Below are 23,431 nucleotides of genomic sequence, written 5' to 3' on the forward strand. Positions count from 1 at the left end.
GGGATCGCCTCGGTGACCCTGCTCACCGGCATCGGCGAGGGGCTCAGGCTCTATCTGCTCGACAGCTTCTCCCAATTTGGCACCCGGCTGATCGCCGTGACCCCGGGCAAGACCGAAACCGCCGGCGGCCCGCCCGGCATCCTCTCCAGCAGTCGTCCCCTGCTGCTGGAGGACGCCGATGCCCTCGCCAGATTGGCAGGGGTAGAGGCGGCGCTCCCTGTGGTGCAGGGGCAGGGGGAGGTACGCAGCCGCGGGCTCACCCGCAGCACCGCCATTCTGGGCACAGGTCCGGCGGCACTCTCCGGCTGGCGACTCACCCTGGTGCAGGGACGTTTTCTGCCCGCGGACGACAGTGCCATGCCCCGCGCCTATGCGGTGCTGGGGGCCAAGGTGGCGGAGGAGCTGTTTCCCGGGGACGATGCGCCGGGCAGTCTGCTGCGGGCCGGTGATCGCCGTTTTCGGGTGGCCGGGGTGCTGGCTCCCAAAGGGCAATTTCTCGGCTTTGATCTGGACGACATGATCTATCTGCCCGCTGCTCACGCTCAGGCGCTGTTCAACAAGGAGGGGCTGCAGGAGATCGACGTCATCTATCGCACCGGGCAGACGGAGGCCGAGATCACCGCCCAGATCAGGCGGCTGCTGATCGCCCGCCACGGCGCCGAGGATTTTACCCTCACCTCCCAGCAGGATATGCTGACCAGCCTCGACAAGATACTCTCCATCATCAAGCTGGCGGTTGGCGGGCTCGGCATTATCTCGCTGCTGATCGGGGCGGTCGGCATCTTCAGCATCATGAGCATCGCCCAGCAGGAGCGGATCCCCGAAGTGGGCTTGCTGATGGCGCTGGGCTGCCCACGGCGGCGCATTCTATTGCTGTTCCTGCTCGAAGCCGTGGTATTGGCGCTGCTGGGCGGGGCCATGGGGCTGGCCCTGCTCGGCGGGCTCAAGCTACTGCTCACCCTGCTGGCGGCCGGCTTGCCGCTCACCCTCCATCCTCTCTATCTGCTGCTGGCGCTCGGTTGCAGCGCCCTGGTGGGCCTGCTGGCCGGGGTCGCTCCTGCGCTGCGGGCAGTGCGTCTCGACCCAGTAGTTGCCCTGCGCGGTGACTAGGTCGCTCCTTTCGCAAGAGGCGCGTTACGCTCGGGTCTGAACAGGGGGGAACTAGGTGACCACCTCCGCAACCGGCGCGTTGCGCTCAGATCTGAACAGAGGGAAGTAGCGGCGATCCGCCTGACTCATGTGGCCGACTACCAGCTCCTGAATGATGAAGTTGAGCAGCTCGTCGTTGCCCAATGTCCCCGCTTTGGCGGCGTGCAGCAGTTGGCTCGCTTTGTTGAGCAGGCGCTGGTGATCCTGACGGTGGCTGACGAGCTCCCGATAGTCGATCTCCGCCAGCATCTGCTCTTCAAAGGCGAAGTGGTGACGAGCCATGTCGAACAGGCTCTCCAGACTCTCCAGAAACGGGGCCGGATCCTCGTGCTGATCTTTCATCCGCTCCAGCAGCCGGTTGGTCAATACGAAGAGCTGGCGATGCTCGGCATCGATGCGCGGGTGACCGCACTCGTGGCCGGGTTGCCACAGCAGGGCGCCCTGCTCGGGATCAAGGCCTTCGGTATAGAGGCAGACCCGGCCGCGGCCGCGATTCTTCGCCTGATACATGGCCTGATCGGCGTGGTGCATCAGGGTCTTGGCATCCTCCCCGTGCTCGGGATAGAGCGCCAGCCCGATACTGCTGGAGATAAGCAGCTCCTGCCCCTCCAGCTGGAACGGATGGCGCAGCTGCTGATGCAGCTTGTCGGCCACCGCCAGCACTTCGTCGCCACTCTCCGGCAGCAAGATAACGAACTCGTCGCCCCCCAGCCGTGCCACCAGATCCTGTTTGCGCACGCAGTGGCTCATCCGCTCGGCCACCATATTGAGCAGAATATCCCCGGTCTCATGGCCGAAGGTGTCGTTGATCGGCTTGAAGTGATCGAGATCGATAAACATCAATGCCAGCGGACGGGGCGTCTCCTGCTCCATCAGCTCCTTGAGCCGTTGCTGCAGCAAGCGGCGATTGGGCAACCCGGTGAGGGGGTCGTAGAAGGCGAGGCGGCGCATCATCTCCTCCCGCGCTGCCCGCTCGGTGATATCCCGGGTGACCCCGAGTATCGCCTCCGGCTGGGCATTGTGGTTGCCATGGAGGGTGGTGATGGTCTCGGTCGCCACCAGATGGCCATCCTTGTGGCGCAGCTGGGTGCGAATGACCCGGCGAGTCTGGTCATGTTCCCCCCGCTGCCAGGCCTCCAGGGTGGCGGAGATCTCCTCGCGCAGCAGTTGTCTTGAGGCATCGGGCAGCAGCTGTTTGAGGGGCAGGGCAAACAGCTCTGGGGCTTCGTAGCCGCTCAGAGGAGTGATGGCCGGGCTGACGTAGCGAAAGCGCAAGCTGGCGGCATCCATGGTCCAGATCACATCGGCGCTGTTCTCCGCCACGAAGCGATAGTGCTGCTCGCTCTGGGCCAATTCACGGGTCAGCCGCTGGCGATCCCGCGCCTCCTCGCGCAGGCGCAGATAGAGGTGCAAGAAGATGCCGAGCAGGGTCATCAGGGTAAAGGTGATGAGCATGGCCACCGCCACGCTCTTGTCGAGCAGTTGCCGTTGCTGGCGCAGCCGCTCCTGCGCCGGGTCGTAGATAAAGCGGTCGAGGTTGGGCAATACCGTGAGCATGCCCGCCTCCAGATAGGTTTTGGCGATCTGCAGCCAGCGCTCCTGCTGCATGTAGCCAGGTTCGATCAGATCCGGCTGCATCAGCTCTCTGGTTTCGCGAGCCTCGAACTCCAGCTGTTCACGGCCAGCCCCGGTCGGGTACTGCTCCATGATGAGGTTGATCATCTCTTCGGGGTGGTCCATCGCATAGCGCCACCCCTTGAGGCTGGCCTGCTGGAAGGCGTAGACCCGATCCTGTCGGGTGATCAGCTCCCGCTCGGAGGTAAACAGGTTGTCGCCGTAGAAGTCGAAGTCGATGGTGCGCGGACTGAAGACCCGATAGGGGATCCCTTTTTGTTGCAGATAGAAGGGCTCGGTAGTGCTGTAGGCGCTGATGGCATCCACCTTGCCCGCCAGCAGTGCCTCTATCCCCTGTTTATAGGGGAGGGTGACCCAGTCGCGGCTGCGGGTCTGGTTGGAAAGGTAGGTCAGCAGCTCGTTGGAGCCCGGCTCCAGCATCAGTCGCTTGTTGGCCAGATCGGCCGGGTTGCGAATATCTGGCCTATTCAGCGTGAGCAGAACCAGCGGCGAGTGCTGCAGCAGGGCGGCGAGCACCACCACCGGGCGACCGGCTGCCCGATCCAGCAGCAGATCACTGCCGCTGATGCCAAAATGGGCCTTTCCCGAGATCACCTCGCTGACCACATCGGTGCGGGAGTCCGCTTCGCGCAGGGTGACATGCAGACCGGCCTCCCGATAAAACCCTTTGGCGATGGCCGCGTAGTAACCGGCAAACTGGAACTGGTGTTGCCACGGCAACTGGACGATGACCTGCTCGCCGGCTCGCACCGGGGGAGAGGTCAGGGTCGCGATGACCATACTGACCAGCATTGGCAGAAACCAGCTGAGGGGCTGGCGGGGGGCTGCGTTCTCCGTCATACAACGTTTCTCTCGGGAGCGGTGTCTAGGCTAGATTCAAGCAATTTTGTGTCACCTGCAAGGGGAGAAAAGGCGTTTGCAATAGGGTATAGGGGGGGTGGAAAGTCATTTTTGTGTCGTTAATCACACGGGATGGATACATGCCGTTTTTTTGCAAGTTATGTGACCAATAAGAGAGTCATATGGCCTATCGAAGTGGTCGCATTCTAGCCACTTTTTCCCGTTTTTATTGCTGTCATTGTGGCTTGACTGCATTTTTTCCGTGGTTGCACGTCAAGCTGTGTCGTTATATCAATAGATACTTTTATGGGGAGGTCAGGTGTGACGCAAATGTATCGCGGCTGCTGCGCACCGGTTAATGTGCGATGGCTCAGTGATGGTACCTCGTCAGTGTTATCATGCTGCCCCCAGTTCCGGATAAGGTCTTTTTATGTCCCGCTTGCGTCTGCTTCTCTCCGACTCTCACGATCCCCTGTTCAATCTGGCCGTTGAGGAGTGCATCTTCCGCCAGATGGATCCCGGCCAGCGGGTGCTGTTCCTCTGGCGCAATGCCAATACCGTGGTGATTGGCCGTGCCCAGAATCCGTGGAAGGAGTGCAATACCCGCCGCATGGAAGAGGACGGGGTGACCCTGGCGCGTCGCAGCAGCGGTGGCGGCGCCGTGTTCCACGACCTTGGCAACAGCTGCTTCACCTTCATGGCGGGCAAGCCGGAGTATGACAAGAGCGTCTCCACCGCCATCGTGCTGGATGGGCTCAAGCGATTGGGGATCGAGGCGTTTGCCTCCGGCCGCAACGATCTGCTGGTGGCGACCTCGGACGGGGAGCGCAAGGTATCGGGGTCGGCCTATCGGGAGACTCTGGATCGCGGGTTCCACCACGGCACCCTGCTGCTGGATGCCGATCTCGGCCGCCTTGCCAACTACCTCAACCCCGACCCCAAGAAGCTGGCGGCCAAGGGGATCACCTCGGTGCGCAGCCGGGTGGCCAATCTGTGCGAACTGTTACCGGGGATCGACCATCAACAGGTGAGCGAGGCGCTGCAGGAGGCCTTTTTCCACCATTACGGCGCGCGAGTTGAGCCCGAGCATATCTCCCCCGAGCAGATGCCGGATCTGCCGGGCTTTGCCGAGACCTTCGCCCGTCAGCGCAGTTGGGAGTGGAACTATGGTCATGCCCCGGCGTTCAGCCATCTGCTGGAGGAGCGGTTCAGCTGGGGCGGGGTGGAGTTGCACTTTGATGTGGAGAAAGGGGTCATCACCCGGGCGCAGCTCTTTAGCGATACTCTGGAGCCGGCCCCGTTTGATCTGCTGGCGGCCGAACTGGTGGGTTGTAGCTATCGACCGGACGCTGTCGCCGCGTGTCTGCAGCCCTGGCTGGCGGCTTTCCCGCAGCAGCAGAGCGAGCTGGCGGAGTTTGCCGAGTGGCTGTTGACCTCCCTGCGTTGAGGGGGGGGGGCACTGATGGCGGTCCGTTAGTTAGGGCGCTGTCAGCCAGGATGGGAGCAAGATCACGAAATATAAAGAGGCGCCTCAAAGGCGCCTTTTTGCCAGCCCTTGTGATGACTGATACATGACAAAAAGTAGGGTAGGCCATTAGATATTGTCACTGTCGGCCCCGCTGGCTCAGGGGTATAACGGCCGCACATTTGCTGTACTAATGGTATAAAAATGAGTGACTTAGTTTATCTGAAAGACGAAAGCGTCAATGCCGTCCACCCCGATTTCTCCGCCCGTTTCGCCACCGTCAAAGCCAACTTTTTCTCGCGCAATCCCGATCTCTGGCCCGTTTTTCGCGAACCCGGATTTGCCACTCTCAACGAATTTCGGGCCCGTGGCCTGGCCCCCGATACCCGTTTGAATGCCTGGCCTGATGGCCGTGCCCGCCTGGCCGATCTCTGCGAGACCATGCCGGTGCCCGCCACCATGCGCACCCCGGACGAGCCGATGGCCGAGCTGCTGTTTGCTGCCGCTTTGTCGAAGGATTGGGAGAACCCCTCCAGCGTCGAGAACGTCATCACCATGTCGGCAGACCCCGCTATCTACGGTGCCCAGCTGGGCATTCTGGCCAACCCCAATCTGGTCTACTCCGAATATGCCGGGGTGGCCGAGGAGCTGGAGAAGAAGGTGGTGCGCCAGATTGCGCTGCTGGCGGGTTATGACCCCGAGCGGGCCACCGGTATCTTCACCCAGGGGGGGACCTTCTGTAACCTCTATGGCTACCTGCTCGGCATTCGCAAAAGCCTGCCCGAGGCCAAGCACAAGGGGCTCGGCCACTATCAGGATTACCGCATCATCAACTCCCAGGGCGGTCACTACTCCAACATCACCAACCTCTCCCTGCTCGGGGTCGATATCGAGAACAAGACTATCCGCATTCAGGTGGGGGAGAACAATGACATCGATCTCGACCACCTCGAGCGCACCCTGACCGCCTGTTTTGCCCTGAAACACGTGGTGCCCACCATCATGCTCACCATGGGCACTACCGACACTTTCGGGGTGGATCAGGTGAAACCCGTGTTCGAGCTGCGCAATCGCCTCTGCGAGCAGTTCGAGGTGGCGGTCAAGCCCCATATCCACGTCGATGCCGCCATCGGCTGGTCGATGATCTTCTTCCTGGGTTACGACTTTGCCGCCAACCCGCTCGCCATCAACAGCGCGACTCTGGCGGGGATCGAGCGCAACGTGGCGCGCTTTGCCGAGCTCAAATATGCCGACTCCTTCACCGTCGACTTCCAGAAGTGGGGCTATGTGCCCTACACCTCCAGCTTGGTGATGATCAAGGAGCAGGATGACCTCAAGGCGATGGAGAATGACCCGGAGAACTTCTCCTACTTCGAGCGGGACATTCAGGGCCAGACCCACCTGCAATCCACCATCGAGTGCTCCCGCGGCGCGAGCGGTCTGTTTGGTGCCTATGCGGCGCTCAACTATATGGGGGTGGAGGGGTATCGCACCGTGCTGGCCCACTGCCTGCAAAATGCCAACTACTTCCGCTTCCGGTTAAGCCAGCTGGGCAACGTCAAACTGGTGGCGCAGGAGAATCAGGGGCCGAGCGTCGGCTTCAAGATCTACAACCCCGAGTGGGTGAGCGATCCGGAGGCCGAGTTCGCCTTCGAGCTGGCCCGCTCCGGCGATCCTGCCTACAAGGCTCGGCTGCAGCGCAACACCGAGTATCACCGCAGCCTGTTCAAGGGGCGCGGCAAGGTGGGGCTCTACACCAACTGGGTGGAGGCGGTGGCCCACTCCGACTACGACGCCCGAGGCAAATACTCCTATATCGCCGGGGAGAAGGCTGTCTTTATGAATCCTGCCTGCACTCGCGAGCAGATCGACGCCTTTATCGACCATATTCGCGGTTGATGGATGTTGCCCTGACAGCCGAGCGCAGCCTGTGATGGCAAGAGGCGGTCAGGGGACCTCAACAGATAAACAAAGGGCAAGCCAATTGGCTTGCCCTTTTGTTTTTGCGGCTCTGTTTTTGCAGCACTGTGCGTAAGTAGTGGGGAAGGCCGGGCTCAGAGGGCCAGCAGTTGCTCGTTTTCGACAATCTCGCACCCGGCGGGCAGTTTCGAGAGGGCGATCATGGCGCGAGCTACCTGACGGGCCTCGATGGCGCGCCAGCGGGCGAGTTTGCCCACCAGCAGCGGCCGAAACAGCGGGTAGATGGTCTGAAAGATCTGCTCGGAGAGGCGCGGTGGCTGGCGATCCCCGAGCAGCATGGCGGGCCGCACGATGGCGAGCCGTGGCCAGGATTGGGCCAGCAGGGCCTGCTCCATCTCCCCCTTGGTACGCGGATAGAGAGCCGGGGACGATGCACTGGCCCCCATGCTCGAGACCACGATCAGCCGCTGACAGCCGTGACGGCGGGCCAGCTCGGCAAAGGCGATGACATAGTCGAGATCGACCCGACGAAACGCCTCGGCAGATCCCGCCTCCTTGCGGGTGGTACCGAGGGCACAGAAGGCGATATCCACTGGGCGGGAGAGGGTGACGCTGGCCAGATCATCAAAATTGACCGGCAGCCAGTGGTGTGCCTCCTTGCCCGGCTTGCGACAGAGCAGGGTCAGTTCATGTTCGGCAGGCAGTTGCTGCACCAGTTCGCGACCGATCAGGCCGCTGGCTCCGGCAATCAGGATCCGGCTCATGGGGATTCTCCCTGTGTCATTCGATGGTGTTGATGCCATGGTGGCTGCTCATCAGCATCAGGCAATTTGCGAGCAGCTGCAATGGGGAGAAATGACGCAGTGTTGTCGGGCAGGATGAATTACGCGGGGCTGGATAAAACAAAACCGGCGCGAGGCCGGTTTTGCGGGATATCAGAGCGGGGTATTGAAGGCTGCTGGCAGCGGGAAGTCACCCGTCACTGTGGTCAGCCTGTCGTTGGCGAAGGTGACAGTGAGCTCTTTGCGCTCCTTGTCGCCGTGGCCCGGCTGGAATTCATAGAGGTAGTACCAGGTGTTGGGGTCAAAGCCGTCACGCAGCATGGGGGTCCCCAGCACATAGCTGACCTGCTCGCGGGTCATCCCCTGGCGCAGTTTGTCGACCTGTTTTTGTTCCACATAGTTGCCCTGGGGAATATCGATACGATAGACCAGGCTGCAACCGGAGAGGGTGAGGGCGGTCAAAGCCGCGGCAATCAGGTGTTTCATCCGCATATCGAGTTCAGATCATCCATACAGTCTTTTTGGCTCGGCAAATCATACCGACTCCCTCCACGGAAGTAAAAAGCCATTGATCCATCAGCCAATAAAAAGGGCCGCACTGCGACCCTTTCTGGCAATCCGGCAGCCGTTACATGGCGGCGCGGAAGATGGCGACGATCTCTTCGTGGCTCGCCTGTTTCGGGTTGGTGAAGCCGCAGGCATCTTTCAGGGCGTTGCTGGCCAGGGTATCGAAGTCATCGGCCTTGACGCCGAGCTGCTCCAGACCGACCGGGATCTTCACATCCAGCGCCAGCTGCTTGATGGCGGCAATGGCAGCGGCGGCGCCCTGTTCGTCGTTCATGGCACTCACGTCAACACCCATGTAGCGGGCGACATCCTTCAGACGAGCGGCGCTCACCTGGGCGTTGAACGCCTGAACATGGGGCAGCAGCACGGCGTTGCAGACACCGTGGGGCAGGTCGTAGAAACCGCCCAGCTGGTGGGCCATGGCGTGCACATAACCCAGGCTTGCGTTGTTGAAGGCCATGCCGGCCAGGAACTGGGCGTAGGCCATCTGCTCGCGGGCGTGCAGATCATCGCCGTGGTGAACGGCGGTGCGCAGGTGCTTGGCAATCAGCTCGATGGCCATCACGGCGCTGGCATCGGTTACCGGGGTGGCGATGGTGGAGACATAGGCCTCGATGGCGTGGGTCAGGGCATCCATACCGGTGGCGGCGGTGAGACCCGCTGGCTTGGCCAGCATCAGCTCGGGGTCGTTGACCGACATCAGCGGGGTAACGTGCTTGTCGATGATGGCCATTTTCACGTGGCGCGCTTCGTCGGTGATGATGCAGAAGCGGGTCATCTCGGAGGCGGTACCGGCAGTGGTGTTGATGGCGATAAGCGGCAGTTGCGGTTTGGCGGAGCGATCCACCCCTTCGTAATCCTTGATGTTGCCACCGTTGGCGGCGACCAGCGCGATGCCCTTGGCGCAGTCGTGGGGCGAGCCGCCACCCAGCGAGATAACACAATCGCAGCCGTTTGCCCTGATCATCGCCAGACCCGCTTCGACGTTACTGGTAGTGGGGTTGGGTTTGGTCTCATCGAAAACAGCGCTTTCAATGCCATGTTCAGCCAACAGGGTGGTGAGCTTGGCGACCACGCCGATCTGGTTGAGAATTTTGTCGGTGACGATCAACGCCTTGCGATAGCCGTAACCCTTGATATCGGCGGCGGCCTCTTGCAGACAGCCGGCACCCATCAGGTTGATAGCGGGAATATAGAACTTGAATGTAGCCATGATGGACTTCCTATAGTTAGCCATTAAGTGGTAGTTGAGAGCTAGGCTACCATCTAGAAAGGGATACAAAAGCATCTTGTTTACAACTTTACGGGGTCGATCACGAGTCGTTAATTAAGCGCTGAACCAGGCTTGACTTTCCTGCATCTGACTCGATTGACAGAAAAACGTTTGTCAATTATTTCATTGAGTTAGCAAACGTTTTGCGCAATGTTTGTCACTGTCAATGCGTGGAAGTGTGAGGCGCTTCAAGGAATTGGAAAGCGCTTTCGACCATAGTTGGCGCCTCCCCGAAGAGGGGGGTAAAGGCTTGAAAGTATCATAAAGAATCATCTTAACTTGTGCCCTGACCATGCTGGCAGGGGGCAACCAGGAGTCCAATATGTCTGATGTATTTCACTTGGGTTTGAAGAAAGCGGATCTGCAAGGCGCCACCCTGGCGATCGTCCCCGGTGACCCCGAGCGCGTGAAGCGTATCGCAGAGCTGTTGGATAACCCGGTGCACCTGGCCAGCCATCGTGAATTCACTACCTGGCGCGGCGAGATGGACGGCAAGGCCGTGATCATCTGCTCTACCGGTATCGGTGGCCCGTCCACCTCCATCGCGGTTGAAGAGCTGGCCCAGCTGGGTATCCGCACCTTCCTGCGTATCGGCACCACTGGCGCCATCCAGCCGCACTTGAACGTGGGTGACGTGATCGTGACCACCGGTTCCGTGCGCCTCGACGGTGCCAGCCTGCACTTCGCACCGATGGAGTTCCCGGCTGTTGCCGACTTCGACTGCACCACCGCGCTGGTTAACACCGCCAAAGAGATGGGCTCCAAGCTGCACATCGGTGTGACTGCTTCCTCCGACACCTTCTACCCGGGTCAGGAGCGTTACGACACCGTATCCGGCCGCGTAGTGAGCCGTTTCCAGGGTTCCATGAAAGAGTGGCAAGCCATGGGCGTGCTGAACTATGAGATGGAGTCCGCAACCCTGCTGACCATGTGCTCCAGCCAGGGCCTGCGTGCCGGTATGGTGGCTGGCGTTATCGTCAACCGTACCCAGCAAGAGATCCCGAACGCCGAGACCATGGCGAAGACCGAATCTGATGCCATCAAGATCGTACTGGGCGCTGCCCGCAAGCTGATCTGATAGCCCTCTTTGTAACAAAGAGTACCGAGTGGGGGGTGGGGGCCGTTGCGAAAGCGCGGCCCCTATCTTTATCCGCCGTTTACCGCTTTTCCTCTCCCGTCACGCCTTTCACTGCTCCCGTCGCACTTGCGCTGGCTGCCTCTAAAACGGCGCTGGACAGCGCACTTGCATCGGCTCGCCGCTCACCGGATGAGCAAAATCCAGCTCGCTGGCATGCAGCATCAGCTGCGGCGCCTGTTCGCAGCCGGGCGGCAGCAAACCGCCATAGAGATCGCAACCGAGAATGGGATGACCCAGCAGCTGACTGTGGATGCGCAGCTGATGGGTGCGACCGGTCTCCGGCACCAGTCGTACCCGGGTCAAAGGCACGGTCTGTCCCTGCATCTGCAACTCCAGCCGCTCAATCACCTGATAGCGGGAGCGGGCGGGTTTGCCACTGACGGCGCAGATCTTCATCAGCGGGAAAATCGACGGATCCTTGGCGATGGGGGCGTCGATAACCCCTTCGTCGTCAATCAAATGACCGCACAGCAGGGCGCTGTAGGCCTTGCTCACCGCCCGCTGGCTGAACTGTTGGCAGAGCTGGGCGTTGATGGCCTTGTTTTTGGCCACCACCATGATGCCTGAGGTGCCAAAATCTAGGCGATGCACCAGGGTGCAGCCTGGGAAATCCTGCACCAGTCGATAGTGAACCGAGTCGAGGTTCTGCGGGTTCTTGCCTGACAGACTCAGCAGGCCGCTTGGCTTGTTGATTAGCAGCAGGTGTTCATCCTCGAACAGGATCTCGATGGTGGCCTTGCAGGGCGGGGCGATAAAGGTGTCGACGATAACGGACATAGGGCACACGGGCTGGAAACGGGGGACGATCATACCCGAACCGGCGCGGCCGGGCGAATGGGCGGTGCGCTGCCTCGGAAAATGAACGGCATGACGCCATGCAAACTTTTGATAGTGAGCCGTGTTGAGCGAGGTGGCGTGCCGTGCAAACCGCCCAGGTCAGCAACAAGGCCCCGTTTTGTGACCCCTTCCCGAGTTCATCCGAGGCTTGCTTGTTAAGGTATGGCTCCCTGTTATGTTGTAAGGACTCATCCCATGGCACTGCCCGTTATTCTCGATTGTGATCCCGGCCACGACGACGCCATCGCCCTCATTCTGGCGCTGGCCAGCCCAGAACTTGACGTGTTGGCAGTTACCACCAGCGCGGGCAACCAGACGCCGGACAAGACCCTCAACAATGCCCTGCGCATCCTCACCTTGCTGGGGCGTGACGATATTCCGGTGGCGGCCGGGGCACCGAAACCGCTGGCCCGCGAGTTGATCATCGCCGACAACGTCCACGGCGAGTCGGGCCTCGATGGCCCCAAACTGCCTGATCCTGCCTTTGCGCCACAGGCCATGACTGGGCTTGAATTGATGGCCAAATGTCTGCGCGAGAGCCTAGAACCTGTGACCCTGGTGCCGACCGGCCCGCTCACCAATATCGCCCTGCTGCTGGCGGCTCACCCGGAACTAAAGGGCAAGATCGCCCGCATCGTATTGATGGGGGGCGCCGCAGGGGCTGGCAACTGGACGCCGGCGGCGGAATTCAATATTTATGTGGACCCGGAAGCGGCCGATATGGTCTTTAAGTCGGGTATCCCCATCACCATGTGCGGCCTTGATGTGACCCATGAGGCGCAGGTGATGGATGAGGATATCGAGCGAGTGCGCGCCATCACCAATCCGGTGGCCCAGTGCGTGGCCGGGCTGCTCGACTTTTTCATGATCTACCATCGGGATCCCAAGTGGGGATTTGCTGGTGCACCGCTCCACGACCCCTGTACCATTGCCTGGTTGCTGGCTCCCGAGCTGTTCCACGGAGTCGAGTGCCGGGTCGATATCGAGACCAGCGGGGAGCATACCGTGGGGATGACGGTGGTGGATCGTTATGGTCTGACCGGCAAGCCAGCCAATGCGCTGGTATTGTTGGGGCTGGATCGCCCGGGCTTTATCGATCTGCTGGTGACGCGGCTGCGGGCGTTTGACTGAGCGCCGGTTCATTTTTGCAAGAAGGGGCGGGGAATGTGGAAGAGAGGCTTGGTGCTGCTGGCCGGGTTGCAACTGACAGGCTGTGCGACGCCATTTGAGCGGATGTGGCAGGGGCTGGCGACCTGTGAATTTACCGATCTCTATGTGGATGAGACGGGCAGGCCCGCCAATCTACAACTGGCCAACTACACCCCCTACAAGGTGAGCGACGGCTTTGCCTGGTACAAGGTGCACGAGGAGCTGCACGGCTTGCCGGTGGTCGGTTTTATCGTGCCGGCCTCCAGCTTCGAAGTGCACGCCCTCTTTGTTGATACCCCCATCGCCAATGCCCGCCGCTTGACCCACAACGCCTACGGCAGCGAGTTTGGCGACGAGCAGAAGCATGACGAGGGCTCAGCCCCTCTGCTTTTGCGCGATCCCAACAATCCCAAGCGCTCCATCATCGACTGCACCCGCGGTGAGTCCGACGGGGAGCAGGAAGATTCGGCCATGCCAGCCATGGCTGAGGTAGGCTTTTAGTGTTCGTGTGTCCCGTCCTGAATATGGTTTGCACTTTTTCCCCCAATAAATCGAGAGCTCGATGGGACAAGGTGTGAAACGGACACAGCGCGATTACTCGCTGACTTTGAAACTGGCGTTGGTCGAGCAGATTGAAAAAGGCGAGCTAACCTGCCAACAAGCACAATCTCGATATAGCATTCAGGGCAATTCGACCATTCAGGTATGGTTGACTCAGAAACTGGCGCCAAGGCTGAGCAGGTGTCTTAATTCGCTCTCCCGGGGTTCTGGGCTGCTTGTGTCGACAAGGATGTCAGCATCTTCCCAATCCAGCTCACTCGACCAGGAGAGGCGCAGATGGTCGTTGAAGTAGTAGCGCAATCCTATACTGCCTTTCAGATCCTGATTACGGGTGAAATAGGGGGAGGCTTGTGCCAGATATTTCAGATAGCGCCCCTGGCTGAACAGCTCCATTTTCTCCTGCCAGAGTGAGAAAGGTTGGCGATAATCCCAGTTAAAACCGGCGAAGGGGTAGTCAATGACCCGTTCACCCAGAAAAATCTTGGGAACCTCGCTATCTTCACGGAAGTAGAGTCGGCTTAATCCCCCTTGGGCCATCAGCTCCAGTCGGCGGCGTTTGTCGTTCCAGAAGCGGTAGCCAGGCCCCGAGCCATAGTCCATGTACAGATAGCGATCTTTATCCAGCATGTCATATTCGGCATCGAGTGAGGTGCGCAAGAACCACTGCTGGTTGAAGAAATAGTCCAGCGTAGGGTTGAGCTGATAATCATGGCTGTCGGTGACGTTGTCAGCAGTCTCATAGGTATATTCACCGGAGAAGCTGTAACGCCAGTCCAGATTGGCCAGCTCGCTTTTCCACTTGAGGTTGACGTTGTTGGTCTGCTTGTCATTCTGTTTGAGTTTGACATTGAGATCGCCGCTGCCGGTCCAGAGCCAGGCATTGCGTTCATCCTGCTCATCCTTGAACAGGGTGAATCCACCTTTGGCGGTCGCCTTGGGTTTATCCTGGTGCTCCAGCCGCCAGCGCTTGATGGCATCCCGCTTGACGGTAACGGCACCGGTATAGGGCAAAGAGATGCGTACCGACTCTTCGCCAATCTCTTCGATGTTGCCGGTCAGACGATCGCCATTGTTCATCCAGAGAATGTCCTTGGCCCACAAGGAGTGACAGGCCAACAGGAGTAGGAGGGGCAGGAATTTCATGAGGTAAGGTGACTCCGGTGCGACTCGGGCGCTGGTGACTTAACCACTGACAAGTTGGCTGCTGATGGGGCGGGGCAGGCCATTTTTGCTCTCCAGCGCCGCCGTCACCTCATCCTGCATCACATCAGGTGCGCTGATAAAGCTCTCTATGGCCGGTGATAGCATCAGCGGGGCGCCATTTTCAAGCTCCTCTTCGGTGCGGGAGAGCGGGGAGTGTACCTCCAGCCAGCGGCGACCATCCGGTTCGATGGCCACCTTGACCGGTTGGTTGATGACCCGCACCGGCGTGCCAATCGGCACAATCTTGAACAGAGCCTCAATATCGTCAGGTCGCAGCCGGATGCAGCCTGCACTTACCCGCAGGCCAACGCCAAAATCCTTGTTGGTGCCGTGGATCAGGTAGTCGCGCTTGCCATAGCCAAGGCGCATGGCGAACTTGCCGAGGGGATTCTCCGGGCCGGGGGGCACCACGGCGGGCAGGGTGATCCCTTTTTGCTCCAGCCAGGATTTGCGCACCATGGGGCCGGGTACCCAGGTCGGGTTGGGATTCTTCTCGATGACCGTCGTGGTCATCTCGGGTGTTTCGCGGCCGATATCGCCAATCCCGATGGGCAGCACGATGACCTCGCTCTTCCCTTTGGGGAAGTAGTAGAGACGCAGTTCGGGCAGATTGATGACGATCCCCTCGCGAGGCACATCAGGCAGCAGCATCTGGGTGGGCAGCGTCAAGCGGGTACCCGGCTTGGGTAAATAGGGATCTACACCCGGATTTGCCTCAAGTAGCGCCAAAAATCCAATTTGCGTATTTTTGCCAACCAGTTCCAGATGTTCATTCTGCTGGATGATGTAATCCTCCAGCTCACCGATGAGGCGACTCCCGGCAGGTGGCAGCGGGTAGCGTTTGGCCTCTGCCGGCGCGGCGCAGAGCAGGATCGCTGCCAGTAGCATGGAAAGGGCGGGCGTTAAGGATAGGGGCTTGAGTTTCGGCAATCGCATAAGAAGATCCATCAGTTCAATCGGGGCGGAACATCATCAACACAGCCGCCAGAATGGCGCGATTGTTCCTCAATCAGCCCATGATTACCAGCTTGCCGCGCACAAGTAATGATGTGGGGATACATCGGAAACCGGCCAAAATCGGCATCACCCATAAATTTGAGCGCCAAGCAGGAAAAAGAGACGCCTGATGGCAATGGGGCAATATCACGACGTGGATAATGGCCGGGTGTGCGAGCGGGTGGATACAGGGCCATACAAGAGTGGCCTCGCAACGTAAGCCGTGCGTAAAGCAATGTGAGCCTGCTCCCAGATATCTGATTCAGCCATTTGATATATAAGAAATTTTTGTTGCATCCTCGGCCCAGCTTGGGTAAAACTCTCTCCCCACGGAGAGATGCCGGAGTGGCCGAACGGGATTGACTCGAAATCAATTGTGGCAGCAATGCCACCCAGGGTTCGAATCCCTGTCTCTCCGCCACATACCAAGCCCAACCTGTTTAGCAGGTTGGGCTTTTTCTTTTGGTGATGTGCTGAGGGATTATCCGGTCGCCTGTGTATCTGTGGTCATCGAGCCGGATGAATGCTGTTGGATGCTCGCCGTGCCTGCCAGGAGTGCAGGCGCTGCTGCGCCCCGATGATGAAGACAAAAAAGACCGGTACGAAGAAGATGGCCAGCAGGGTGCCGCTGATCATGCCGCCAAACACGCCGGTGCCGATGGCATGCTGGGTCTCCGCGCTGGCGCCACTGGCGAGCATCAAGGGCACCACCCCGAGGGTGAAGGCCAGCGACGTCATCAGAATGGGGCGCAGGCGCAGGCGGGCAGCAGTGACAGCCGCATCTAGCAGCGAGCGCCCTTCACTGTGCAACTGGCGCGCAAACTCCACGATCAGGATGGCGTTCTTGGCCGACAGACCGATGATGGTGATCATGCCCACCTTGAAGAAGACGTCGTTGGGCATGCCGCGCAGCATCACGGCCGCGACGGCACCGAGCAGGCCCAGCGGCACCACCAGCATCACCGAGAGCGGGATCGACCAGCTTTCATAGAGTGCCGCCAGCACCAGGAAGACCACCAGCGCCGACAACAGCATCAGCAGGGGGGCCTGCTCGGCCGACTGGCGCTCTTGCAACGACTGTCCCGTCCAGGCCAATGCGAAGCCTGGCGGCAATTGCGCCGCCAGACGCTCCATCTCCGCCATCGCCGCTCCGCTGGAGATGCCGGGCGCAGCCCCCCCGGCAATACGCACGGCAGGGAAGCCATCGAAGCGCATCATCTGTTGCGGCGATTCGCGCCATTCCGGTGTCACCACCTCCCGCAAGGGGACCATGCCGCCGCTGGCATTGCGCACCCGCAGGCCGAGCACATCATCGAGCTGCATGCGTGCCAACGCGTCGGCCTGCAGAATGACCTGCTGCATGTGCCCGCCGTTGGGGAAGTCGTTGACGTAGAGCGACCCCATTGCGGCCGACAGGGTACTGCTTACGCTGGCGAACGAGAGTCCCATGGCTTCGGCCTTTTGTCGGTTGATCTCGAGGTGAATGCTCTCGCCGGGAGGCAGATTGTCGGGATACACATCACTGACTACCCGGCTTTTGGCGGCCAGTTCCAGCAGTTGTGCCTGGGCGGCCAGCAGCGCGGCTTCCCCCCGATTGGCCCTGTCTTGCAGGAACAGGGTGAAGCCGGAGGCTGTGCCCAGTTCGTCGATGGCGGGCGGCAGCAGGCTCATTACCGTGCCTTCAGGAATATTTGCCATAGCCGCTTGTGCCAGATCTGCCTCTTCGGCTGCCGTGGCGCCATGACGCTGATCCCAATCTTTGAGCATGGTGAAGGCCATGGCGGCATTGGGGCCTGCGCCGGAGAAGCTGAAGCCCTGCACCACCAGGTTGGTGTCCAGCGCCTCGCGAGAGGCGACGTGAGCCTCGAAGGCCTTGACCACCTCAAGAGTACGCTCGCTGGTGGCGCCGGTTGGCAACTGGATGGAGGTCATGAAGTAGCCCTGATCCTCGTCCGGCAGGAAAGAGGAAGGCAGCTGGGCGGCGGCGATGGTTAGCACAGCGCAGAGGGCGGCAAAGGTTGCCATCATCCGTCCGCTGCGCCCGACCTGCCGGGTTACCCGCGCACCGTAGCCTGCCGTGAACCGCTCGAAACCCCGGTTGAAGGCACCGAAGAAGCCGCGCTTCTCATGATGATCCGGACTGACCGGGCGCAGCAGGGTGGCGCAGAGCGCAGGCGTCAGGGTCAGGGCCAGGAAGGCCGAAATCAGGATCGACACCGCCATTGACAGGGTGAACTGCTGGTAGATGACCCCCACCGAGCCGCTGCCAAACGCCATGGGAAGGAACACCGCCGTGAGCACCAGGGTGATGCCGATCACCGCCCCGGTGATCTCCTTCATGGCCTGCGAGGTCGCCTCACGGGGCGACAGCCCCCGGGTGGCCATCAGGCGCTCGACGTTCTCCACCACCACGATGGCGTCGTCGACTATGATGCCGATGGCCAGCACCATGCCGAACATGGTGAGGGAGTTGATCGAAAAACCGGCCAGCAGCATCACCGCGAAGGTGCCAAGCAGAGCGATGGGGGCGACGATGGCCGGGATCAGGGTGTAGCGCAGGTTCTGCAGGAAGAGAAACATCACCAGAAACACCAGCACCATGGCTTCCAGCAGGGTGTGGATCACCTTTTCGATGGAGACCTTGACGAAGGGGGCCGAGTCAAACGGGATCGAATAGGCCATGCCCGCTGGCAGGGTGGGAGCGAGCAGGGCGAGACGGGTGCGCACCGCATCGGCGGTACGCACGGCGTTGGCGCCGGGGGAGAGTTGGATGGCGGCGCTGGTGGCAGCCACGCCGTTCTCCCGGTTGGAAAAGGCGTAGGATTGTGCCCCCAGCTCGACCCGGGCGACATCACCCAGCACCAGCTTGGCGCCATCACCACCGGCTCGCAGCACGATGGCGGCGAATGCCTCGGGGGTCGTCAGCTGCCCTTGAACCGTGAGGGGAACCGTCAGGCGCTGCCCCGGCAGGGCGGGTTCGTCACCGAGGCGCCCCGGGGCAATCTGGATGTTCTGCTGCTCGATGGCCTGCGCCACCTCGCCGATGGTCAGCCCGTAGGCGGCGAGTTTGGCCGGATCTACCCAGATGCGCATGGCCTGCTCGGCGCCGAACAGTTGCACTCGTCCTACCCCGTCGATGCGGCGCAGCTCCTGCACAATATTGCGTGCCATGTAGTCGTTGAGGGCAACTTCATCGAAGCGGCCATCCGGTGAGGTCATGCCGACCATCATCAGAAAGCCGGAGGAGGCGGACTCCACCTGCAAGCCGGTTTGCCGCACCGCTTGTGGCAAGCGAGGTTCGACCGCCTTGATGCGGTTTTGCACGTCCATCTGGGCCAGCTCCGGATCGGTGCCCGGCTTGAAGGTGGCAGTGATCTGCGCGCTGCCCGAGGCGTCCACCAACGACTCGAAGTAGAGCAGGTTCTTCACTCCCGACAGCTCGCGCTCGATAAGGCTCACCACCGCATCGTTCAGGGTCTGCGGTGTGGCGCCCGGATAGGTGGCATAGAGGGTCACCGATACCGGCGCCACCGAGGGATAGCGGGAGATGGGGAGCTTGGGGATGGCGATGACCCCTGCCAGCACGATGAACAGGGCGATCACCCAGGCAAACACCGGGCGATGGATAAAAAACTGCGGCATGGATAACTCTCCGATTCAGCGAATGCCGCTGTCAGCCGGTTGGCTGACGGCGGGTAGTTGCCAGGGGGAGGCAATGACCTGAACCCCCGAGGTCAGACGGTCGATCCCTTCGATCACCACCTGTTGCCCGGCACTGAGCCCGGACGCGATGCGGTACTGGCTATTCACCAGTTCAGCGGTGTTAACCGGAACCAGCTGTGCCTGCCCCTGGCCATCCACCACCCACACGCTGGTCTGACCCGAGGTGCGAACTACCGCCTGCTGGGGTACGGTCAGGGCGTTGGCATAGCGGGCACGGGGGATGCGCGCCTGCACATAGAGGCCGGGCAACAGGCGCCGCTCAGGGTTATCCACCAGCACCCGCAGCAGCACGTCGCCGGTTCCGGCATCGACCTCGATGCCGGAGAAGAGGATGCGCCCCTGCATGCCCAGCGGTGTGCCATTGCTACCGAGGATCTCCACCGCCAGTTCCGGTGCCGTTGAGCCAGCCTGCTGGCGCAGGGATTCCAGCACCGAGGCCGGTTGGCGCACATCAACGTAGACCTGATCAATCTGCTGGATCCGGGCCATGGGAGTGGTATCGGTGGGCGACACCAGGGCCCCTTCACTCACCAGCGCCTGATCGATGCGCCCGGCGATGGGGGCCTCCACGCTGGCAAATTGCAGGTTCAGCTGGTGCCGGGCCAGGGTCGCCCTGGCCTGGGCCACATCGGCGGCCGCCTGATCCCGCTGGGAGACCGCATCGTCATAGGTCTGGCGGCTGATGGCGTCGGTGCGCAGCAGCGGCTTCAGGCGGTCAATCTGGATGCGGGCGCGGGCCAGCACGGCCTCGGCCCGTTGCAATGCGGCGGCGGCGCTGTCGACATCGGCCTTGAAGGGGGTCGGGTTTATCTGGAACAGCACTGTGCCAGCGCTGATCTCGGCGCCCTGCTCGAACAGGCGGCGCTGCACGATGCCGCTGATCTGGGCGCGAATGTCGGCGCTGCGCAGTGCTGCCACCCGGGCGGGCAGATCCTCGCTGATGACAAGCTCCCGACCAGTCAATGTCAGCACCGACACCTGAGGCAGGGCGGGTGCCTCCTGCTCTTGCGGCGCGGCGTCGCACCCCGCCAACCCGAATGCGGCAATGACGGCGAGCAGGGCGCCCGCATACCGCTGTTTGACAAACATCATCCACTCACCTCGTTAAACCGTCTCTCCGGTGTGATGTGACCGAAGAGTGCATCGAGCGGCCATTATGGCGAGGGGCTATTGCGAATGATTCGAGGCTTTGTGGAGAATCCATGGAGGCGATGATAAAGTTCAACGCCACCTTTTTTCGAGTCCGACTATGTCCCATCTCAATGCTTCCGCCAGCCCGGCGGGCCAGTCACTGGTACTGATTGCAGAGGATGAAGCCGAGATCGCCGACATCCTCGCCGCTTACCTGCAACGTCATGGCTTGCGCTCCCTGCACGCCGCCGATGGCCGTGAAGCGCTGGCCATGCATCAGGCATTCAAACCCGATCTCCTGCTGCTGGATGTGCAGATGCCGCAACTGGATGGCTGGCAGGTGCTCAGCGAGATCCGGGCGCGTGGCGATACGCCGGTGATCATGTTGACCGCCCTCGATCAGGATCTCGACAAGCTGATGGGGCTGCGCATGGGGGCGGATGACTATGTGGTCAAACCCTTCAATCCGGCCGAAGTGGTGGCGCGAGTGCAGGCCGTGCTCAGGCGCACCCGAGCCGTAAAGCCTGCCACGGCGAACGTGTTGCGGGTCGGCCAGTTTCAGATCGATCTGGAGAGCCACGAGGCCAGCATTTTCCGCGATGACCAGCAGCAGGTGCTGGAGCTGACCCTGACCGAGTTCAAGTTGCTCGCCTCTTTGATGCGGGCGCCGAAACGGGTGTTCAGTCGCGCCGAACTGCTGACTCACTGCTTGCCGGAGGGGGATACCCAGGAGCGTACGGTGGATAGCCACATCAGCAAGTTGCGCAAAAAACTGGAGACACACGGCATTCAGGGGGTCCCCGCCAGTGTCTGGGGGGTTGGCTATCGCTTCGGGGGCGATGCATGAAATCGGCGCCCGGCCTTCGCAGGCAGATCATCCGCTCTCTGGGCTTGATGACGCTTGGTATCATCTCCCTCGCGGTGATCGGCACCTATGTGTTTTATGGCATCGCCGTGGCGTTTGTGCCGGGCAGCATCTCCGAGACCTGGGTGCCCTCCAGAGTCGAGATGTTATGGATCGGCTCCACCATTCTCATTGCATTGGGGATGGCGCTGTACGTGGCGGTTCGCCTCTCTCGCCGCATCCTGACTCCCCTCAACTCGGTGGCAACCAGCCTGCGCGAGGTGGCCGAGGGCAAACTCGATGCCCGCGTGCCGGAGGATGAGCAGGCGATCGGGGAGACGGCGCAACTGGTGCGCGACTTCAACGCCATGGCCGAGCGGCTGCAGAGCATGACCCGCGAGCGGGAGTTCTGGAATGCTGCCATCGCCCACGAGTTGCGCACTCCGGTGACCATTTTGCGCGGCCGCTTGCAGGGGCTGGCCGAAGGGGTATTTCCTCCCAGTAGCGAACTCTTCGAGGGGTTGCTGCGTCAGGTGGAGGGGCTCAATCACCTGATCGAGGATTTGCGGGTATTGAGCCTCAACGACAGCGGCCATCTGGAGTTGCAGCGGACCGAGGTCAGGCTGGCCGACGAGCTTGCCGTGGTGCTTGAGGCATTTGCCAGCCCTCTGGCGGCGAGCGGATTTGTGTTGCAGCGGGAGCTGGATAGCGAACTTCATGTCTGCTGCGATCTGTTTCGCATCCGTCAGGCCCTGATGGCGCTGTTGGAAAATGCCCAGAAGCACGCGCTGCCGGGCCTGCTGACCGTGCGGCTGCATCGCTTGGAGAGTGTGTGCGTCCTGAGTGTGGAAGATGAGGGGCCTGGCATCAGCGAGGAGGTCGCCGCCTGTATCTTCGATGCGTTTCGTCGGGGAGATCCGTCACGCTCGCGCAAGAGCGGCGGTAGCGGACTCGGACTCGCCGTGGTCAAGGCGATTGCCGAGGCGCACGGCGGCAGCGCGGTTTGCCAAGCTACCGGGCAGGGAGGGAGCCGATTCGTGCTCTCCTGGCCCATCTCGGCCATGTCCGGTGGCCCTGAAATCTAGCCTAGGGGCGGCAGGTTCTGATGAAGCTATACAGCTGGCAGCTGCCAGCACAGGGGCGTTCGACAAGCGACCGTTATAGGGTCTTCACCGCTTGTGCCGGGTGAGCAGGAGGGGTTGGGACATGGCTCATTTGGCGCGAAATCATGGTTTTTTGCCGCTAAAAATTGAAACCGTTTTCAGAAATCCTTTTCAACTGTGATCCGCTTCAAAGCTTTTTCGGGCGCCAACCTCTAGCATTGGCTCCACGAATTAGGGGCTAGCGCTCCCGATTTTCCCGCTGTGGGAGGTAACCGGATGTTCCGGCTATTTCCTTCGTTACTTTCGACGGTCATCATGGATGGCCGTTTTTTTTTGAGTTATTTCACGGTAAAGGGTCGAGCCGCTGGCGCTTTACCGTTAAAATTCCGCTTTTGCACTTGCCCGTGAGTCTTGATGTCTGCGTCCACCCTCTCTTCGGATAGTTATGCCCTGCTCGCCACCCTGCAATTGCAGCGCGTTGCCAGTACCCGTTTGCTGCAAGAACAACTGGCGATAGGCCATGCCCTGATCGATAAACTGACCCGACTGCAGGATGCGGGGCTGGTCAGATTGCGCGGGGAGCAGCAGTGGAGCCTGACCGCCGAGGGGACGCTGGCGCTGATCCTGGGGGTGCGTGCCGGTCTCTGCCCGGCGCCGGACTGGAGCCGGGTGCCCTCATTGACCGGGCAGGATCTTACCCATGCGGTGGTGCGCGAGCTCTGCCGCGGCAAAGCGGGGGAGATCCCCACCTATTTCTCGGCCAGCGATCTGCTGACCCTGCTTGATACCCCGGACGCTCACCAGTTGCTGGCGGGCTCCAGCCCCGCCTGGCAGCAAATGTTGCTGGAGCACTTCTCGCTGCAACTCTTGCTTGATGCCCCCTATGAAGAGCGCTGGCCGTTGGCCAATGCGCTGGTGCGCTGCGCCCCCGAGGTACAGGCCCGGGCCAAAGCGTTCGAGGCGGAGTGGCGCTGGCTCTGCGGGGATGGCGAGAGCACATCGCCAACCGGCGAGGACAAGGATGCCGCCCCCGGCTGGCCAGCCCTGCAGGCGCTGGCCCAGCAGAGCCAGAGCGGCCCGCTTGGCGAGCGGCTGCTCACCGCGCTGGGCCAGTG

At 61.1% G+C, this 23,431-nt stretch carries 17 protein-coding genes, 1 tRNA gene and 2 pseudogenes; 11 read left to right on the forward strand and 9 right to left on the reverse strand.

Translation table 11 applies throughout. The annotated features are described in order from the left end of the window. Window positions 1-1,110: ABC transporter permease (locus L972_RS14725; RefSeq protein WP_047439160.1), on the forward strand; the 1,110-nt coding region annotated here is incomplete at its 5' end. 51 nt (window positions 1,111-1,161) lie between these two features. Here the strand turns inward: L972_RS14725 and L972_RS14730 are convergent. Then, window positions 1,162-3,624 (reverse strand): diguanylate cyclase domain-containing protein, encoded by a 2,463-nt coding sequence (locus L972_RS14730; RefSeq protein WP_047439161.1) that lies wholly within the window; start codon window positions 3,622-3,624, stop codon window positions 1,162-1,164. Window positions 3,625-4,054: 430 nt separating this feature from the next. Between L972_RS14730 and L972_RS14735 the strand changes: the two genes are divergently transcribed. Both L972_RS14735 and L972_RS14740 read left to right on the forward strand, forming a co-directional pair. Then, window positions 4,055-5,071 carry a lipoate--protein ligase A gene (locus tag L972_RS14735; RefSeq protein ID WP_047439163.1) on the forward strand — a complete coding sequence of 339 codons (1,017 nt, stop codon included), beginning with the start codon at window positions 4,055-4,057 and terminating at the stop codon, window positions 5,069-5,071. A gap of 222 nt (window positions 5,072-5,293) precedes the next feature. Next, the gene (locus L972_RS14740; protein WP_047439165.1) at window positions 5,294-6,988 is read left to right on the forward strand and encodes a pyridoxal phosphate-dependent decarboxylase family protein; all 1,695 of its coding nucleotides are present in this window, start codon (window positions 5,294-5,296) and stop codon (window positions 6,986-6,988) included. Between the two features lie 155 nt (window positions 6,989-7,143). Here the strand turns inward: L972_RS14740 and L972_RS14745 are convergent, their stop codons facing one another. The 3 genes from L972_RS14745 to yiaY all read right to left on the reverse strand — a co-directional run bounded on the left by L972_RS14745 (window position 7,144) and on the right by yiaY (window position 9,571). Beyond that, window positions 7,144-7,773, reverse strand: coding sequence for an NAD(P)H-binding protein (locus L972_RS14745; RefSeq protein ID WP_047439169.1), 630 nt, complete (start codon window positions 7,771-7,773; stop codon window positions 7,144-7,146). A 171-nt stretch (window positions 7,774-7,944) separates the two neighbouring features. After that, complete coding sequence (gene bamE / locus L972_RS14750; RefSeq protein ID WP_005337980.1) at window positions 7,945-8,283, reverse strand: outer membrane protein assembly factor BamE; 339 nt, start codon at window positions 8,281-8,283, stop codon at window positions 7,945-7,947. A gap of 136 nt (window positions 8,284-8,419) precedes the next feature. Then, window positions 8,420-9,571: an L-threonine dehydrogenase gene (gene yiaY, locus L972_RS14755; RefSeq protein ID WP_047439170.1), complete on the reverse strand. Its 1,152-nt coding sequence runs from the start codon at window positions 9,569-9,571 to the stop codon at window positions 8,420-8,422. 382 nt (window positions 9,572-9,953) lie between these two features. Here yiaY and udp point away from each other — a divergent pair, with 382 nt between their 5' ends. Next, window positions 9,954-10,709 (forward strand): uridine phosphorylase, encoded by a 756-nt coding sequence (gene udp / locus L972_RS14760; RefSeq protein ID WP_005337975.1) that lies wholly within the window; start codon window positions 9,954-9,956, stop codon window positions 10,707-10,709. 141 nt (window positions 10,710-10,850) lie between these two features. Here udp and L972_RS14765 read toward each other — a convergent pair whose 3' ends face one another. Then, window positions 10,851-11,579, reverse strand: a complete 729-nt coding sequence (locus L972_RS14765) for an RluA family pseudouridine synthase (protein ID WP_047439171.1) — start codon at window positions 11,577-11,579, stop codon at window positions 10,851-10,853. A gap of 222 nt (window positions 11,580-11,801) precedes the next feature. On the opposite strand from L972_RS14765, the gene rihA reads away from it, so the two are divergent. The 3 genes and pseudogenes from rihA to L972_RS21490 form a co-directional block, all read left to right on the forward strand. Then, window positions 11,802-12,737, forward strand: a complete 936-nt coding sequence (gene rihA, locus L972_RS14770) for a pyrimidine-specific ribonucleoside hydrolase RihA (protein ID WP_047439172.1) — start codon at window positions 11,802-11,804, stop codon at window positions 12,735-12,737. A 33-nt stretch (window positions 12,738-12,770) separates the two neighbouring features. Continuing rightward, window positions 12,771-13,256, forward strand: a complete 486-nt coding sequence (locus L972_RS14775) for a hypothetical protein (RefSeq protein ID WP_047439173.1) — start codon at window positions 12,771-12,773, stop codon at window positions 13,254-13,256. 61 nt (window positions 13,257-13,317) lie between these two features. Beyond that, window positions 13,318-13,467: pseudogene (locus L972_RS21490) on the forward strand (IS3 family transposase); the annotation flags it as partial. A gap of 2 nt (window positions 13,468-13,469) precedes the next feature. Here the strand turns inward: L972_RS21490 and L972_RS14780 are convergent. Both L972_RS14780 and L972_RS14785 read right to left on the reverse strand, forming a co-directional pair. Then, a complete protein-coding gene (locus L972_RS14780; protein WP_047439175.1) occupies window positions 13,470-14,459 on the reverse strand; it encodes a DUF481 domain-containing protein in 990 nt (329 codons plus the stop codon). A 39-nt stretch (window positions 14,460-14,498) separates the two neighbouring features. After that, window positions 14,499-15,407: a L,D-transpeptidase family protein gene (locus L972_RS14785; RefSeq protein ID WP_047439258.1), complete on the reverse strand. Its 909-nt coding sequence runs from the start codon at window positions 15,405-15,407 to the stop codon at window positions 14,499-14,501. 439 nt (window positions 15,408-15,846) lie between these two features. On the opposite strand from L972_RS14785, the gene L972_RS14790 reads away from it, so the two are divergent. After that, window positions 15,847-15,936, forward strand: a tRNA-Ser gene (locus L972_RS14790). Window positions 15,937-16,022: 86 nt separating this feature from the next. On the opposite strand, the gene L972_RS14795 is transcribed toward L972_RS14790, so the two are convergent. Together L972_RS14795 and L972_RS14800 are read right to left on the reverse strand one after the other, a co-directional pair. Further along, window positions 16,023-19,157: a multidrug efflux RND transporter permease subunit gene (locus tag L972_RS14795; RefSeq protein WP_047439176.1), complete on the reverse strand. Its 3,135-nt coding sequence runs from the start codon at window positions 19,155-19,157 to the stop codon at window positions 16,023-16,025. Window positions 19,158-19,172: 15 nt separating this feature from the next. Further along, a complete protein-coding gene (locus tag L972_RS14800; RefSeq protein WP_047439177.1) occupies window positions 19,173-20,330 on the reverse strand; it encodes an efflux RND transporter periplasmic adaptor subunit in 1,158 nt (385 codons plus the stop codon). 157 nt (window positions 20,331-20,487) lie between these two features. On the opposite strand from L972_RS14800, the gene L972_RS14805 reads away from it, so the two are divergent. From L972_RS14805 to L972_RS14815, 3 genes and pseudogenes are all read left to right on the forward strand, one after another. Then, the gene (locus L972_RS14805) at window positions 20,488-21,216 is read left to right on the forward strand and encodes a response regulator (RefSeq protein ID WP_040065122.1); all 729 of its coding nucleotides are present in this window, start codon (window positions 20,488-20,490) and stop codon (window positions 21,214-21,216) included. Next, window positions 21,213-22,298 carry an ATP-binding protein gene (locus tag L972_RS14810; RefSeq protein WP_047439178.1) on the forward strand — a complete coding sequence of 362 codons (1,086 nt, stop codon included), beginning with the start codon at window positions 21,213-21,215 and terminating at the stop codon, window positions 22,296-22,298. The genes L972_RS14805 and L972_RS14810 overlap by 4 nt, the downstream gene beginning before the upstream one ends. Window positions 22,299-22,730: 432 nt before the next feature. After that, window positions 22,731-23,431: pseudogene (locus tag L972_RS14815) on the forward strand (DEAD/DEAH box helicase); the annotation flags it as partial.

Origin of the sequence: Aeromonas sp. ZOR0001 (assembly GCF_000801015.1) — a bacterium.
Lineage (GTDB): Bacteria > Pseudomonadota > Gammaproteobacteria > Enterobacterales > Aeromonadaceae > Aeromonas > Aeromonas veronii.

What these genes read in the sequence shown, in the direction of transcription:
- L972_RS14775 (WP_047439173.1), top strand. Translation starts at nt 12,771, where the DNA reads ATGTGGAAGAGAGGCTTGGTGCTGCTGGCCGGGTTGCAACTGACAGGC.
- L972_RS14795 (WP_047439176.1), bottom strand. Translation starts at nt 19,157, where the DNA reads ATGCCGCAGTTTTTTATCCATCGCCCGGTGTTTGCCTGGGTGATCGCC.
- L972_RS14730 (WP_047439161.1), bottom strand. Translation starts at nt 3,624, where the DNA reads ATGACGGAGAACGCAGCCCCCCGCCAGCCCCTCAGCTGGTTTCTGCCA.
- L972_RS14810 (WP_047439178.1), top strand. Translation starts at nt 21,213, where the DNA reads ATGAAATCGGCGCCCGGCCTTCGCAGGCAGATCATCCGCTCTCTGGGC.
- L972_RS14785 (WP_047439258.1), bottom strand. Translation starts at nt 15,407, where the DNA reads ATGCTACTGGCAGCGATCCTGCTCTGCGCCGCGCCGGCAGAGGCCAAA.
- L972_RS14745 (WP_047439169.1), bottom strand. Translation starts at nt 7,773, where the DNA reads ATGAGCCGGATCCTGATTGCCGGAGCCAGCGGCCTGATCGGTCGCGAA.
- L972_RS14765 (WP_047439171.1), bottom strand. Translation starts at nt 11,579, where the DNA reads ATGATCGTCCCCCGTTTCCAGCCCGTGTGCCCTATGTCCGTTATCGTC.
- L972_RS14800 (WP_047439177.1), bottom strand. Translation starts at nt 20,330, where the DNA reads ATGATGTTTGTCAAACAGCGGTATGCGGGCGCCCTGCTCGCCGTCATT.
- bamE (WP_005337980.1), bottom strand. Translation starts at nt 8,283, where the DNA reads ATGCGGATGAAACACCTGATTGCCGCGGCTTTGACCGCCCTCACCCTC.
- rihA (WP_047439172.1), top strand. Translation starts at nt 11,802, where the DNA reads ATGGCACTGCCCGTTATTCTCGATTGTGATCCCGGCCACGACGACGCC.
- L972_RS14780 (WP_047439175.1), bottom strand. Translation starts at nt 14,459, where the DNA reads ATGAAATTCCTGCCCCTCCTACTCCTGTTGGCCTGTCACTCCTTGTGG.
- yiaY (WP_047439170.1), bottom strand. Translation starts at nt 9,571, where the DNA reads ATGGCTACATTCAAGTTCTATATTCCCGCTATCAACCTGATGGGTGCC.
- udp (WP_005337975.1), top strand. Translation starts at nt 9,954, where the DNA reads ATGTCTGATGTATTTCACTTGGGTTTGAAGAAAGCGGATCTGCAAGGC.
- L972_RS14805 (WP_040065122.1), top strand. Translation starts at nt 20,488, where the DNA reads ATGTCCCATCTCAATGCTTCCGCCAGCCCGGCGGGCCAGTCACTGGTA.
- L972_RS14740 (WP_047439165.1), top strand. Translation starts at nt 5,294, where the DNA reads ATGAGTGACTTAGTTTATCTGAAAGACGAAAGCGTCAATGCCGTCCAC.
- L972_RS14735 (WP_047439163.1), top strand. Translation starts at nt 4,055, where the DNA reads ATGTCCCGCTTGCGTCTGCTTCTCTCCGACTCTCACGATCCCCTGTTC.